The sequence below is a fragment of the Velocimicrobium porci genome (assembly GCF_009696045.1).
GTDB classification, from domain to species: Bacteria; Bacillota; Clostridia; order Lachnospirales; family Lachnospiraceae; genus Velocimicrobium; species Velocimicrobium porci.
Genome location: NZ_VUMT01000003.1, coordinates 116,061 through 131,407 on the forward strand (window position 1 = coordinate 116,061; position 15,347 = coordinate 131,407).

Below are 15,347 nucleotides of genomic sequence, written 5' to 3' on the forward strand. Positions count from 1 at the left end.
CACCTCTCTTACCTCAAACTGTAAAAGAACTGCTCAACTTCTCTTGTTAACGGCTGAGAAATCGGCTGATATCCTATTTTGTAAAGCTTTTTATGCAGATTTTTTTCTACATTATGTGCTATGTCTTTTCTTCCAAGATTACATACAAACGTCCAATTATATTCCTGATACTGCCTGCCAAAACAAATATAATCCTTTTGTTCCCACCGTTCGAGATTACCAATAAAAAGCCTTTCTTCACAGCTTTTAATTTTTTCTTCGTTATTTTTAAGTTCTATTCCAAAATCCAAAATAAAATAGTCATAATTCTTACCAAACAACGCTTCTAACTGTTGCTCTGATCCACCTATATAGTAATCAACTCTCTGTATTTGAAAACACTTTCTCTGATATCCATAAAGACACTCTTGAAGCTTAGAAAATGCACTCGTCTTATTACATTCGATATATGCTGTTCTTGCACCTTGATTTTGCCGGAAATAATCAGCTAAAAGCACGCCAACATGAGTGGTTCCTGCTCCGTGCTCTAACCCTACCAATGCAATCTTCTTACTAATTTTCTTTTTTTGTGACCAACAAAACATGGTATCTTGTTAATACATTCCTCCATAAATTTTATCTGTTCTTTTTGCACAAGGAATGGATTCATTTGATATGGAATCTGAAATAGATGTCCGTTCCTAATTTCTTGAAACAAAATTTTACTCCTATACGAAGTTTCTTTCGGAATAAAATAAAATGCCTGTTCCATAAAATGAGAAATCATTTTTTGACTAACTTTCCGTTCCCATGGCTGTTTCCCGATTAAAAGAAACAACTCATCGTACTTCCATCTTTGTTCTTTTTCTTCTGTCCAGATTCCATAGTCACAAATGTAAAATAAATAGCCACTATATTTTTCGATTAGTTCTGCCGGATCACCCGATACGGCAAAAAAATTTTTTTGTTCCCCAAGCTGTTCTTTTATTGCATATACAACCTGTTGATTTCCTGTTTCAATATATAATGTTTTTCCTACATATTGATTCAAATAAACGGTTAACATAATACTAAAATAGGTCACTCCCATTCTATGTTCTGCTCCGGCAATTACAATTTGAATCGGCGTAATCGGCAGTATATTATTTTGCCTGTCCTGTATTTTTTGTAATTGCGTCCGCAATACTTCTACCGATGAATACCGCCGGGAGGGATTAAATTGTAGACATCGATAAAGCACTTGCTTTAATTTAACAGAATACAAATTGGTTTTTCGTATCTTTTGAAAGCTTTCCTTTTTATCTGTAAAAGAACAACCTGTCATAAGAAAGAACAGTACACTTCCTATTCCGTATATATCACTTCGTTTATCAATATTTTGCAGACCGTATTGTTCTGGTGCAGCATAGCCTTTCGTTCCAAATGATCTACAACGCAAATCAACTTCTTTTTCTAAAATTGCTGCTCCAAAATCAATTAACTTAAGAACGTCTTTACAAATAATTATATTATTGGGTTTTAAATCTAAATATAAAATGGATTCTTTACTCGAATGTAATGTATCTATTACATCACATAGCTGAATTGTAAAATCTAAAACTTTACTTTCTGTTATGAAACCATGATTGAGCCGATAAGCTCTTAAAGATTCGCCCTCGATAAATTCCTCAATAATATAGTAATAATCTTCGTCTTCTTCAATATCATATATTATTGGGATATTGGGGTGTTTAAGATTTCTTAAGCTTGTTACCTCATTTTTAAAAGATTCCTGCATACACAAAGTTTTTCTGATTCGCTTTACAACCCTGTAGCAGTTAAGCTTAACATGTTCTGTAAGATAAATTGTTCGATACTTGTTATCTGCTAATATTTTAATAACATGATACTTATCAAACCATATAATGTAGTAATGACACACTCCTTTCCACTGCCTTACGCCGTACTATTATTATAAATGATTTTCCAAATCTTTTCAATCAAATTTTCGTTGTCTAATTTACTAAGATTTTTTCGAAGATTTGGTCATTATTACTATCAGATTTAGTTGACTTTAGCTTAATTTTAAATTATACTTGTTTACAATCACAGATAGGCCGATATAATATAAAAGGATGTGATTAATATGAAGATAGAAAAAATCAGTGATAATCAGATTCGTTGCACTTTAAGCAAAAAGGATTTAGTAGATAGAGAACTTCGTATCAGTGAACTTGCATATGGAACTGAGAAGGCCAAAGCATTATTCCGGGATATGATTCAACAGGCATCTTACCAATTTGGTTTTGAAGCAGATGATATTCCTCTTATGATTGAGGCAATACCTGTTTCTTCTGAGTGTCTTATCTTAGTTATTACAAAGGTCGAAGACCCAGATGAATTAGACACCCGTTTTTCTAAGTTCTCTCCTGAACAAGATGATAATGAATTCACGATTGAAGATGATGATGACGATACCGCCTATGCTGATGAGGTTCTTAACTGTTTTGACCAGTTAAATGAGTTAATTGATGGTGTAGTCGATGATTCAACTAAAACCGAAGATAATGATAATGAACAGATAGATTTCATCCCACTTCCAGAAGCAATTTCTGGTAAAAAAACAAAGAAAACGAAAAATGAAGAAACGTTAAAACCTGTGTCCGTTCAGACTAACCTGACAAAGGTATTTTCTTTTCACAATTTAGAAGAAGTCATTGTTCTTGCCGAACATATTGCACACACATATGACGGTGTAAATAGTCTGTATAAAGACCCAATACGCAAAGCTTATTATCTTGTCATTGACAAATCAGAACATACACCAGAAGAATTTAACAAAGTATGCAATATCATTTCAGAATACGGTAAGGCTGAACGTACAACTTATGCTACTCCAGCTTACTATGAGGAACACTTTGAATGTATTGTAAAAAACAAAGCAATTCAGATACTATGTGTGATGTAAAATAAATAAAACAGCGGGAAAACAAAATTTGTTTTCCCGCTGTTTTATTTATGATTATTCCTGCCCTGTATTGCTCTCTGGAGTCTGGTTACCGCCTGAGTTTTCATCCGGGGTCTGCCCACCTGGATCCTCACTTGCCACAGGTTCACTAGGCGTATTCTCATCCTCCGTAGGTTCCTCCACTTCGTTATCATCCGAATTATTTTCATCTTCTGTACTGGTGTCAGGTTTTTTCGTTGGCGGAGGTGTCGTCTCAATTGGTTTCTCCTCTTCCGTATCCTCTTCTTCTGGATCTTCCAATTCCGGAATTGTTTCCTCTTCTGTAACCTCATCCTGGATTGTTTCCTCCTCTGCATCATCATCCTCCGTATTAACTTTATCTTCACTCTTTGAAGCACCTGCATAAGCTGGAAACTCTCTGTTCGGCAAATCCATATGAATTGCCTCCATAAAGTTATGCCAAATTGTTCCGGGATAGCTGGCACCAGACAAATTACTAAGTGTTTGAGGAATATCGTATCCAACCCATACACTCGTTGTATAATATGGTGTATATCCAACAAACCAGCCATCCTTTTTATCAGACGTTGTTCCTGTCTTACCTGCTGCAGACATATTCGATAAACCTAATCCCCGACCGGTTCCATTTGTGAAAACACCCTCTAAAATATTTGTCATCATTCTGGATGCTTCTGTTTCATAAATATCTCTTGTTTCCGTCTTATCCTCAACAATTGTATCACCCTGTGAATCCTTAATTTTCACAATACAAGTTGGTTTTCGAAACTTACCATCATTTTCAATTGCTGCAAAACCAGAAGCCATCTCTACTGTACTTGTTCCTTTTGTAAAGCCCCCTAAAGATGCTGCAGGATAATAATCATTTGCCTCGATTTTTGCAAAATCCATATCTAATAAGTATTGCAGTCCAACGCGTGGAGTCAGTTGTTTAAATAATTCCCATGCAACGGTATTCTTTGACTTTTCTACCGCTTTACGAAGTGTAATCTTACCCTCATAAGTACCACTGGCATTTCTTGGACCATCTTCCGTCCGTTTGTCATCAACCATTGTATCAGGACGATAGCCTTTTTCAAGAATTGGTGTATATACAATCAAAGGCTTAATTGCACTACCAGGTTGACGATAACTTTGGAATGCACGATTCAACGTATAACCCGCTGTTTTCTGGGAACGACCTCCTACAATTGCAACAACTCTTCCTGTTTCATTGTCAATACAAGTTGCTGCCCCCTGAAGTTTATAAATTCCCTCATCACTTTTATCTTGAAATCCTTCCAGTGCATTATCAACAGATTCTTGCAACTGCTTTTGTTTACTTGGATCAATCGATGTATAAATTCGGTATCCGGCACTAAATAAAGATTGCTGACACATTGCATATACTTCATCGTATCTTTCCTCATAACGGTCCCTCTCTTCATCTGATTCAAAGGAGTAGCGGAATACAAACCCCTGTTTTTCCATTAATGCCCGTACTGCACAGTTATAAACATAAGTTTCAATATAAGTATTCTTCTTTTTCTTTTTCTTTACATTCAGTGTAACAGTTTCGCCTTTTGCAGAATTTAGCTCTGCTTCTGATATTTTCCCGTCCTCATACATTTGGTCGATAATACGGTTTTTACGTTTAATTGTATTATCATAATTTACTAACGGATCATACAACGTTGGATTATTTGGAATCGCACAAAGGAATGTTATTTCTCCAAGTGTAAGTTTATCTGCTGTTTTACTAAAATATCCTTTACTTGCAGCCTGAATTCCATAGTATCCATTTCCAAAATAGATGTTATTTAAATAAAACTCTAAAATTTGAGATTTTGTATATTTCTTCTCCATCTCAAGAGCAATAAACATCTCTTTCACCTTTCGTTCCCAGCTTACTTCATGTGTTAAAAATATATTTCGGCTCAACTGCTGGGTAATTGTACTTGCTCCCTGGGTAATTTCTCCCCTATGGACAACATACGCTTTTAAAGCTCTTATGATACCTTTAATATCAATTCCTTTATGTTTCTCAAACTTTTTATCCTCAATGGATATCATCGCCTGCTTTACATACTCTGGTATATCCTCATAAGCAAGATAATAAACATCCTTTTCACCCTTTAATGTTGCCAGCTGTTTTCCATTTGCATCATATACCAGACTGGTTTCTGATTGGCGAAATGTCTCTGTGCTGGAAGTAGCGATAAGCCTTTTTGCCTCATCATGGTATGCTATAATATCTCTCCCATAAGCAAGGTAAAGTACAACGCCGACTAAAAGTATCGTAATCAACAATAAAAGTAATAGTATCTTTCGTATCAATCTCATTCGATAACGAGCCTTCGTCATCTTCTTCTCTTTTTTCTTCTTTGCCATAGATTTTCCTTCTTTAAAAGATAGATTATATATGTTTCATTCGGTTACTTAATTCCGCAAATTGCTGCAATGTAAGCGCTTCTCCACGAATTGTAAGAGGCAGCTGCATCGCTTCAAGTATCCTTACAATTTCTTCTTTTGTTATCGGAATATCCGGAGAATTATTTAACCCATTTACTAATGTCTTCCGACGCTGGTTAAAGGAAGCCCGTATAACCTTAAACATAAGTTTTTCATCTTCTGCCTCCACCGGTGGCACCTGATGACAAGTAAGGCGGATTACTGCAGAACCAACCTTTGGTCTTGGCATAAAACAATTTGGTGGAACATTTGCTACTATTTCCGGTCTTGCATAATATTGAACCGCCAGTGACAATGCACCATAATCCTTTGTCCCCGGACCAACTTGCATACGGTCCGCCACTTCTTTTTGTACCATAACAGTAATGTTTTGAAGTGGAACATGACTTTCAAACAGTCCCATAATAATAGGCGTTGTAATATAATATGGAAGATTTGCTACAACTTTAATCGGTTGTCCATCATTTTTTTCCCTGACAAGCTCATCCAGATTCAACTTTAATACATCTTCATTGATAACAGATACATTATCATAGTCCGACAACGTATCCTCAAGAATTGGTATCAAATTCTTATCAATCTCAACTGCTACTACCTCTCTTGCATGCTCGCAGAGATATTGTGTCATTGTTCCGATACCAGGACCGATTTCTAATACAAAATCATTTTTTGTAATCCCTGCCGCATCAATAATTTTATCTAATACATGTGTATCAATTAAAAAGTTTTGACCAAACTTTTTTTGAAAATTAAAATTATATTTCTGTAATACGGCAATCGTATTTTGTGGTATTCCTAATGAAGCCATTTATTACCTCTTTCATTCTATGCAATACATTGCTTTTGCATTTTTTTCTGTTACCTCTATTACCTTATCATACCCGATTCCTTTTATTTTGGCAATCTCTTTGGCAATATAAGTAAGATTTAAAGATGAATTTCTTGTTCCACGATGTGGCTCAGGTGCCATATAAGGGCAATCTGTTTCAAGTAAAATCGATTCTAATGGTGCATATTCTACTACTTCCCGAAGCTTTTTCCCATTTTTAAATGTAACAACACCACCGACTCCAATATAATAGCCCTTATTCAAAAATTCTCTTGCAATTTCTTTACTGTAAGAAAAACAATGAATTACACCGCCGGCCTCTTCAGCTTTACATGAATTCATAATATCAAGCGTATCCTTTGCAGCGTCCCTGCTATGGATAATCATAGGTAGAGAAAGCTCTTTTGCCAAATCAATTTGTTGCTCAAATGCCTTTTTTTGAATCGGACGTCCTGGTTCATCCCAATAATAATCCAGCCCAATCTCTCCAATTGAAACAATTTTTGATTTGATTGCCGACTCTTTTATAAACGATAAACTTTCATCCGTTATTTCCTCTGCCATCTCAGGATGAATACCAACCGCACCATAAATAAATTGATACTGGCTGGTAAGCTCCAGCGTCTTTTTAATTGTATCTATGCTAGAGCTTACATTTACTACATATCCTATTCCGTTTAAAGGAAAGCTTTCCAATAGTTCTTTTTGATCTTCTTTAAATCTCTCATCTTCATAATGTGCATGACTTTCAAATATCATCTATTTTCCATCCTTATTTTGTTACTTTTCTGTGTTGTACCGGTGGAACATACTCATCCAATGCCTCGCATGAATAACCCATACTCTGAAGTTGTTTTATAAGACCCGGAAGTGATTCAACTGTTTTCTTCTTTGCTGCCGCATCATGCATCAATACAACAGGAACAGAACCTGCTCTTTGTACCGTCCTGACAGCATTTTGTGTCAAGCCTGCCGCTGTATAATAACGTCCGGTTGCATCTTCATTGGAAGCATTCCAATCCACATATACAACGCCTGTATCGTTAAAATACTTCATATATTTTTGAATCTTTTTCCCAGCACAATAACTATTACTGCTTCCTCCCGGAAAACGATAAAGCGTTGGCTTAATCCCTGTCGCTTTCCACACGATATCCCTCGTCGTTATGTAATCCTTTTTTAAAGAATCTAACGATTTATATACGATCTTATATTGATGGGATGTAGAATGAACACCTATTGTATGCCCTTTCTCAACAATCTTACGATATTCATCCATAGAAAATTTATCTGTTTTTCCTAATACAAAAAATGTTGCTTTAGCATTATATTTATCTAATATTTCAAGAATCTTTTCTGTATTTTCACTTGGACCATCGTCAAATGTAAGATATACCTTCTTTTTATCGGTATTTTTATCTTCTACCATTGACAATTTAGATTGTTCATAAATCGGTTGCAACTTTTTTTTATAAACTGCCTTTTTTCCATTTGGAACAACGATTTCAATTTTCTCATGCCCCTTAAGAGTAGCCATTTCTCCGCTTTTCACCATATTTGCGACCTTTTCGCCACGGAAAACAACTTGCTTTAAACTTGGGCAAGATGACTCAAATAATCGTCCAATTTCCTCGATTGTAGCTGGAAAAATGACCTTCTTTAAATTTTTACAATATACAAAGGCACCTTCTTTTACTTTTATAACTCCTTTTGGAATTAAATAATAAACACCGGTATCAATAACTGCAACCAAAGTCTTTCCACTTTTTGTATACAGTGTATTATCAACCACCTTATAGTTTGGATTTTCTTTTGCAACTGTAACTTTCTTTAAATTTTTACAACCAACAAACACATTTTCCTTTATTGTTCTGACTCCGGACGAAATAGTTATTGATTCAATTGCTTTATTCTTAGCAAATGCTCCATTCGCAAGGGCAGTAACTTTATATTTACTACCCTTTGAATCTGTTACTTCAAAAGGAATCTTAACATCTTTGACATTCTTTACCAAACCAGTTATTTCAACCTCATCGGTCTTTCCTTTTTTCAGTACATGATACGAAAAAGCCCCTTTTATAAACTCTCCTTTTTGTTCGTCCTGTGCCTGAACAGTAATAACATTATCCTGTTCCTCAGCTTTTTCCCGCCATTCCACGGATTTACTTAAACAGGGAATTAATACTACACCACAAACAAGCAGTATTCCCATAATTATTACATTAACTTTTTTATTCATTCTCTATCCCATCTCTTATTTAGCAGATTTCGGCTCCGGCAGGCATATCCTTTTCTGGTGCCATTAGTGCAAGCTCACCTTTTTCATTTTCTGCACATAATAACATTCCTTCTGATAATACACCGGCAAGTTTGGCAGGTTTCAGATTAACCAATACCATTACTTTCTTCCCTACCATTTCTTCTGCTGTATAATGTTGCTTTATTCCTGATACAATTTGTTTCACTTCGCTTCCTACACGAACTTTAGAGCAAAGTAATTTTTTAGACTTTGGCACTTCCTCACAGGCAATAATCTCGCCTACCTGGAACTGCATTTTCATAAAGTCTTCATAAGTAATCTCATCTTTTGGTTCAATATCAATAACTGGCTCTTCTTGCTTTGGTTCTGCTTCTTTTTTATAAGCTTCCTGTAATGCTTCTACTTTTTCCATTACTTCCTTGACATCCAGTCTTGCAAATAAAATCTCCGGTTTTTCTTCTACTTTCGTTCCGGATTCGTATGCACCAAATCTTGTAAGATCACTAAACTCTCTCTTAGGAGCATGAATCTCCTCTAAAATTTTAACTGAAGTTTCCGGCATAAATGGCTCTAACAAATTAGCTCCAATTGAAATGCTTTCAATCAGATTGTATAAAACCGTTTCCAAACGGGCTTTTTGGGCCTCATCTTTTGCCAATGCCCAAGGCATTGTTTCATCAATATATTTGTTACAACGTTTAAATAATGTGAAAATTTCAGAAATAGCATCTGCAATCCGAAGGTCTTCCATCTTATCCTGAACACGTTTTGCTGTGTTTACCGCAATTTCAATCAGTTCCTTGTCAACTTCCTCTGTCACATTACGATTGTTCACAATACCTTCAAAATATTTATTTGACATAGAAATTGTTCTGTTTACTAAATTTCCCAATGTATTAGCAAGATCAGAATTCATTCTCTCAACCATAAGTTCCCAAGTAATAACTCCATCGTTATCAAATGGCATTTCATGGAGAACAAAATAACGAACCGCATCAACTCCAAATAAATCTACTAAATCATCGGCATAAATTACATTACCTTTTGATTTACTCATCTTTCCATCACCTTGAAGCAGCCATGGATGACCAAAAATCTGCTTTGGAAGTGGTAAGTCAAGTGCCATTAACATAATTGGCCAATAAATTGTATGGAAACGCAAAATGTCCTTTCCAATCAAATGCAAGTCAGCTGGCCAGAATTTGTCGAATAATTCATCACTATTTCCATCTAAGTCGTATCCCAGGCCTGTAATATAATTACTTAATGCGTCAATCCATACATAGACTACATGCTTGTCATCAAAATCTACCGGAATTCCCCATTTAAAAGATGTTCTGGACACACATAAATCCTGAAGTCCCGGCAATAAGAAATTATTCATCATCTCATTTTTTCTTGATTCCGGCTGAATAAATTCAGGATGACTATTGATATGCTCGATTAAACGATCGGTATATTTGCTTAACTTTAAGAAATAAGCTTCCTCTTTAGCAGGCTGACATTCCCTTCCGCAATCCGGGCATTTTCCGTCTACCAACTGGGAGGATGTAAAAAAGGATTCACAAGGTGTACAATACATTCCTTCGTAATAACCTTTGTAAATATCTCCCTGCTCATATAGTTTCTTAAAAATCTTCTGAACTTGTTTTTCATGATAACTGTCGGTCGTACGAATAAATTTGTCATAAGATGTATTCATTAAATCCCAAATTGTCTTAATCTCACCTGATACATTATCTACAAATTCTTTTGGCGTAATATTAGCTTCTTCTGCTTTTAATTCAATCTTTTGACCATGTTCATCTGTCCCTGTCTGAAAACGTACATCATATCCTTCAAGACGTTTGAATCTGGCAATACTGTCTGCTAACACAGCTTCATAAGTGTTACCAATATGAGGCTTTCCCGATGTGTATGCAATTGCTGTTGTTAAATAATATGGTTTCTTTTCCATTTTTATTTCTCCTTTTTCTCGTCTTATTCTAACATAGTATTCCCTTTGTTTCCTCTAGTAAAATTTAACTATTTCTATCTATGCTATCTTCTCCCGGCTTCTGCCGCATCTTATAAAATAATTATAAATAATGTAAAAAACTCGCCTTTAAAAATACTTTAAAGACGAGAAAATCCCGTGTTACCACTTTAATTCGCCTATGTCTTTCGACCTTAGACCTCAAAAACTGCATTTCACAGTCTGCATGCTAACGGATGCTTCCGGAATAGCTTAAAAGTTAACCTTCTTGGCTATTCTGCTCCAAGTCCATCTTCATCTGCTCCACTCATCCCCATTCTCAGCTTCCAGGGTTCTCTGTCCTCGCTTCACAGACTACTCTTCTCTTCATTGCATTTATTCTTACATTATATTTATTTTATATTCTTCACAATAAATTCTCATATATTCCTTAGTCTATGCTGAAATTTATTGTTTGTCAAGAGCGATAGGAAAGGTTAATAGAATTGTAATTGGATTGTAATATTATTCCTTTTCGCGTATTCATACGCAAACGAATTTTTTTCACATGCAATAACTACATCCCTTATATTCTTTTTCCACACCAAAAGAGATTCTATTTTTTCTACACTATTTGGAATTGTAATCTTATCCGTCGTACAATGATAAAACGCAAGATTTCCAATTTCCTTTACTCCGTTTTCTAAAATAATATTAGATATTTCAGGATATTCAAAACTGCCAATTTGAATTGTTTTCACTGTACCAGGGATATAAAGTGTTCCTATTATATGGTAAGTTTGAAAAACATTTAATCCGATTTTTTCAACCCCTTTAGGAATTCTAATTTCTTCTTCGTTTGCAGAATCTACATAGGCAATTAATGTATTATGATTTGCTACGATAAACTCATTGAACTCACCTGCATTTCCCTGCTCTACTCCATAAAAAACATTTTCTCCAAATTCAATATCGTTTTCTGGAAATTGATACTCTGACAGGCTTCTACACTCAGCAAACGCATACGATTGTATTTTCTCAATTGAATCCGGAAATAAAATAGATTCTAAAGAAATACAATGACGAAATGCCTCCTCACCAATCGACTTTAGCCCTTCTTTAACCTCTACCGTTTTCAATCGTTTGCAATTGAAAAATGCACTATCTCCAATCAAATACACCGAAGAAGGAAGTCTTACCTCCCTAAGATTTTGATTATTACGAAACGCATTTTCATAAATCATCGTAACACCTTCTGGAATCGTAACCGTTGCCTCTTGTCCATTATTTTTTACATAGACATGTCCTAAAAAAATATTTTGTTGGTCTTTTTCTAGCCACTCTGTTCCATAAAATGCCATCTGACCAATAAACTTTACTTGTTCTCCACCACTGATATATTTCAAATAATTGCATGAGGCAAAGGCCATTTTTCCAATTTGCTCTATTCCTGAAAAATCAAACTGCTTCAATCCACTTCCCATAAATGTATTGTCCGGTATCCTGCTAATTTGACTCGGCCATGAAGAAATAGAATATAAATTAGTACAATCTTTAAAACAGGAAATCCCCATCGATTTTAATCCAACTGACATTCTAACTTCTTCTAAATTGATACAGCCTTCAAATACTCCATCTCCTAATTTCTCTATCGTATCAGGTAACGTTACTTTTTCTAAATAATGATTTCCTGCAAACGCCCGATTACCAATTGCCTTAACCCCTTCAGGAATCGTAATAGCTTGCTTCGTTCCATCGTATTTAAGCAAAATCCCATTTTTTATCTGAAACTGTTCTTCTTCCCCTACATTCTGGTTTACCACACCCTGTTTTGCTTTCATGGTAACAGGCAAATTAGAATTTTCTATTACCTCAACATTGTAACCATTCTTTTTTCCATAATAATAAATAGGAGATTTTTTCTCACAACGAATGGTAACAATATCCTTATTTTCTTTTGGAAATAAATTTTTTCCAATTACACTCACACTGGAAGGAACTGTAATCTGCTCCAAATTATCACAATCTTCAAAAGCAGAATCCTCCAATTCTTTTGTTCCATCTTTTATTATAATTTCTTGTACCTCGGTTGTACCAAATATTCCCTCCTGTATCGTAGAAACCGTTCCCGGAATTGTTATCTTATATACTTCTCCAGACAAAGAAAATGCCTCTGTCTGAATTGCACGGACAAAATCAGGAATAATAATCTCCTCTTGCACCGCTGATTCAATATATTGAATTAATGTATTTTTGTTTGCTATCACATATTCGCCAAACTCACCGCCATTTCCTCGTTTAATCCCCGAAAAAACACATTCACCAAACAAAATGTTTTTATCTGGAAATGTTATTTTTGAAAGTCTTTTACACTTCTCAAAAGCAGAATCTTTGATATTTTTTATCGTCTTAGGAAATTCAATCTTTTGCACCCCAATACAATGATAAAATGCTTCTTCTCCAATTACTTCAACACCTTGTTCCAATTTAACTTCCTGTAAACGTTTGCAGTTATAAAACGCTGCATTTCCTATTTTTTTCACATTTTTAGGAATTATAACGCTTGTTATTATCTGATTATTATAAAATGCTTTTTTCCCAATGGCATTTACATAATCCGGTATCTCAATTTCGGTTTCTGTTCCTGTATATTTTACTAAAATTCCATCATTGACAACAAAATTATCCATTTCTTTTGCTTCACTTTCTACTGTCCCTAAATTACACATTAGAATCAAAATACTAAAATAAATGCCAGAGAATATGTATTTTTGTAATTTGCTCATTTTATTATATTCTTCCTCTCCTTCCGTATAACTTAACCTATAATATTATCCATAAAATTATTTTTTTCATACTATGTATTTCGTTCTTTTATCTGCAAAATTTAACCTTTTATTTTATATACAAAAAGATGCTGCAAAATTCTATTTATAACAAGCCATGCACGAAATCTTAATTCAGAATCCGGTTACAGCTTAAATTAATTTTGCAGCATCTTTCTATGAATAAACTTAAATAACTATCTAAAAACTCATTATTTCGAAGGTATCAGGCTTATAATTCTTCCGGCAAATTCATTAAAATTCTGAGTCTGTAAAATAACCTTTCCGGGACCTGTCAATTTCGTTAAAAATAATCCCTCTCCTCCAAGAAATATGTTTTTAAGACCTTTTACTGTTTCTATCTCATAAGAAACTGTTTTTTCAAACGCAACTACATTTCCCGTATCTACTTTTATTACTTCACCTGGTGCCAGCGTTTTTTCTACTTTATTTCCATCAATCTCTAAAAATACCATTCCACTTCCTGAAATGTCCTGTAAAATAAATCCTTCTCCTCCAAATAAACCGGATGATAATTTCTTTGTAAAACTTATTGATAAATTAACAGTTTGTTCTGCACATAAAAATGCTCCTTTTTGGCAAATCATTCCTCCACATGCCCCAACATCAACCGGAAGAATTTCACCCGCAACAGTAGAAGCAAATGCAATCATCGCATCTTCTCTTTCAGCAGTATAAGTTGCCATAAACAAAGACTCACCTGAAAACATTCTTCCAAAACTTTTCATTAATCCGCCTTTCATATTAGTATCCATGCGGATTCCTTCTGTCATCCATGCCATACCGCCTGACTGAGTATACATACTTTCTCCTGCACGATCAAAAGTTACCTCCACTGCTGGCATTGTGTCACCTAATACATGATATCTCATTTTTGCTCCTTTCTCTTATCCTTCGTGATAAGCTGCCTCTAACTATAACAAACTGATACTATAATAACTGAATTCCCTTTTCTTTTGCCTCTAAAACCATCTGTTCCGGCCATAGGGAAGACTGTACTTCTCCAATATGAGCTTTTCGCAAGAAAAACATACAGATTCTGGACTGTCCAATTCCTCCTCCAATTGTAAATGGAAGCTCATCCGCTAAAATTGCTTTTTGATATGGAAGCTCTTTTCTTTCTTCACAACCACTTTTCTTAAGCTGGCTTAATAATGCCTCTTTGTCTACACGAACTCCCATCGAAGATAATTCTAATGCAATGTCTAACACAGGATAATATACAATAATATCTGCATTCAAAGCCCAGTCATCATAGTCTGGTGCTCTTCCGTCATGTCGCTCACCAGATGCTAATACATCACCAATCTGCATCAGGCAGACAGCACCTTTTTCCTTTGCAATCGCATATTCCCGTTCTTTTGGTGTACAACCGGGATATTTATCCTCCAATTCTTGTGTTGTAATAAAGAAAATATCATGTGGCAAAATCTCTTCAATATAGTCATATTGAATTGCCATATATTTTTCTGTCTTTCGTAAAACCTTATAGACCGTTTTTACTGTATCTTTCAATGTATCAATATTTCTTTCTTCTTTTTTAATAATCTTCTCCCAGTCCCACTGGTCAACAAAAATAGAGTGAATATTATCCGTATCCTCATCTCTCCGGATTGCATTCATATCTGTATAAAGTCCCTCACCATAACAAAATCCATATTTCTTAAGTGCATATCGTTTCCATTTTGCTAAAGAATGTACAATTTCTGCTGCTGCATCATTTTGCTCTTTGATGCCAAAGGAAACCGGACGTTCCACTCCATTAAGATTATCATTTAAGCCGGAGGCAGGATCAACAAACAATGGTGCTGTAACACGCAAAAGATTCAGTCGTTCGGCCAATAATTTCTGAAAAAAATCTTTTACTGTTTTTATTCCTACCTGAGTGTCATGCAAATTCAATTCTGACTGATATCCTTTTGGAATCATCATTTGTCCCATAATAAAACCTCCTGATTTCTTAACTTTTTATTTATAGTTTTCTATTTTAACATAAAATACCTTATGCGTCATTCTTTTTTTTACAACAAATTCATTCTTCTTACAATTTTATTAAATTGCCT

11 protein-coding genes are annotated in these 15,347 nt (G+C 34.9%); 1 reads left to right on the forward strand and 10 read right to left on the reverse strand.

The features are described from left to right. Positions 1–8: 8 nt before the first annotated feature. Complete coding sequence (locus FYJ58_RS03280) at positions 9–539, reverse strand: hypothetical protein (RefSeq protein WP_205839138.1); 531 nt, start codon at positions 537–539, stop codon at positions 9–11. After that, entirely contained in the window at positions 533–1,900 is a 1,368-nt protein-coding gene (locus FYJ58_RS03285) for a serine/threonine-protein kinase (protein WP_154517175.1), read from the reverse strand. The genes FYJ58_RS03280 and FYJ58_RS03285 overlap by 7 nt, the downstream gene beginning before the upstream one ends. A 204-nt stretch (positions 1,901–2,104) precedes the next feature. Here FYJ58_RS03285 and FYJ58_RS03290 point away from each other — a divergent pair, with 204 nt between their 5' ends. After that, entirely contained in the window at positions 2,105–2,926 is an 822-nt protein-coding gene (locus tag FYJ58_RS03290; RefSeq protein WP_154517178.1) for an adaptor protein MecA, read from the forward strand. A 54-nt stretch (positions 2,927–2,980) separates the two neighbouring features. On the opposite strand, the gene FYJ58_RS03295 is transcribed toward FYJ58_RS03290, so the two are convergent. From FYJ58_RS03295 to asnA, 8 genes are all read right to left on the reverse strand, one after another. Beyond that, complete coding sequence (locus FYJ58_RS03295) at positions 2,981–5,314, reverse strand: PBP1A family penicillin-binding protein (RefSeq protein WP_154517181.1); 2,334 nt, start codon at positions 5,312–5,314, stop codon at positions 2,981–2,983. A 25-nt stretch (positions 5,315–5,339) separates the two neighbouring features. After that, positions 5,340–6,203, reverse strand: coding sequence for a 16S rRNA (adenine(1518)-N(6)/adenine(1519)-N(6))-dimethyltransferase RsmA (gene rsmA / locus FYJ58_RS03300; RefSeq protein ID WP_154517184.1), 864 nt, complete (start codon positions 6,201–6,203; stop codon positions 5,340–5,342). A 12-nt stretch (positions 6,204–6,215) separates the two neighbouring features. Then, the gene (locus FYJ58_RS03305) at positions 6,216–6,983 is read right to left on the reverse strand and encodes a TatD family hydrolase (RefSeq protein ID WP_154517187.1); all 768 of its coding nucleotides are present in this window, start codon (positions 6,981–6,983) and stop codon (positions 6,216–6,218) included. Positions 6,984–6,996: 13 nt separating this feature from the next. Next, the gene (locus tag FYJ58_RS03310) at positions 6,997–8,463 is read right to left on the reverse strand and encodes a polysaccharide deacetylase family protein (protein ID WP_154517190.1); all 1,467 of its coding nucleotides are present in this window, start codon (positions 8,461–8,463) and stop codon (positions 6,997–6,999) included. Positions 8,464–8,482: 19 nt separating this feature from the next. Further along, positions 8,483–10,441: a methionine--tRNA ligase gene (gene metG / locus FYJ58_RS03315; RefSeq protein WP_154517193.1), complete on the reverse strand. Its 1,959-nt coding sequence runs from the start codon at positions 10,439–10,441 to the stop codon at positions 8,483–8,485. A gap of 494 nt (positions 10,442–10,935) precedes the next feature. Beyond that, positions 10,936–13,224, reverse strand: a complete 2,289-nt coding sequence (locus FYJ58_RS03320) for a leucine-rich repeat domain-containing protein (protein ID WP_154517196.1) — start codon at positions 13,222–13,224, stop codon at positions 10,936–10,938. Positions 13,225–13,475: 251 nt separating this feature from the next. Beyond that, the gene (locus FYJ58_RS03325; protein ID WP_154517199.1) at positions 13,476–14,156 is read right to left on the reverse strand and encodes a TIGR00266 family protein; all 681 of its coding nucleotides are present in this window, start codon (positions 14,154–14,156) and stop codon (positions 13,476–13,478) included. 58 nt (positions 14,157–14,214) lie between these two features. Beyond that, positions 14,215–15,225: an aspartate--ammonia ligase gene (gene asnA, locus FYJ58_RS03330; protein WP_154517202.1), complete on the reverse strand. Its 1,011-nt coding sequence runs from the start codon at positions 15,223–15,225 to the stop codon at positions 14,215–14,217. Positions 15,226–15,347: the final 122 nt, after the last annotated feature.

Bases quoted from the DNA above. Each gene is read 5' to 3' on its own strand.
- FYJ58_RS03310 (WP_154517190.1), bottom strand. From the start codon at position 8,463: ATGAATAAAAAAGTTAATGTAATAATTATGGGAATACTGCTTGTTTGT.
- FYJ58_RS03325 (WP_154517199.1), bottom strand. From the start codon at position 14,156: ATGAGATATCATGTATTAGGTGACACAATGCCAGCAGTGGAGGTAACT.
- metG (WP_154517193.1), bottom strand. From the start codon at position 10,441: ATGGAAAAGAAACCATATTATTTAACAACAGCAATTGCATACACATCG.
- FYJ58_RS03320 (WP_154517196.1), bottom strand. From the start codon at position 13,224: ATGAGCAAATTACAAAAATACATATTCTCTGGCATTTATTTTAGTATT.
- FYJ58_RS03305 (WP_154517187.1), bottom strand. From the start codon at position 6,983: ATGATATTTGAAAGTCATGCACATTATGAAGATGAGAGATTTAAAGAA.
- asnA (WP_154517202.1), bottom strand. From the start codon at position 15,225: ATGGGACAAATGATGATTCCAAAAGGATATCAGTCAGAATTGAATTTG.
- rsmA (WP_154517184.1), bottom strand. From the start codon at position 6,203: ATGGCTTCATTAGGAATACCACAAAATACGATTGCCGTATTACAGAAA.
- FYJ58_RS03295 (WP_154517181.1), bottom strand. From the start codon at position 5,314: ATGGCAAAGAAGAAAAAAGAGAAGAAGATGACGAAGGCTCGTTATCGA.
- FYJ58_RS03290 (WP_154517178.1), top strand. From the start codon at position 2,105: ATGAAGATAGAAAAAATCAGTGATAATCAGATTCGTTGCACTTTAAGC.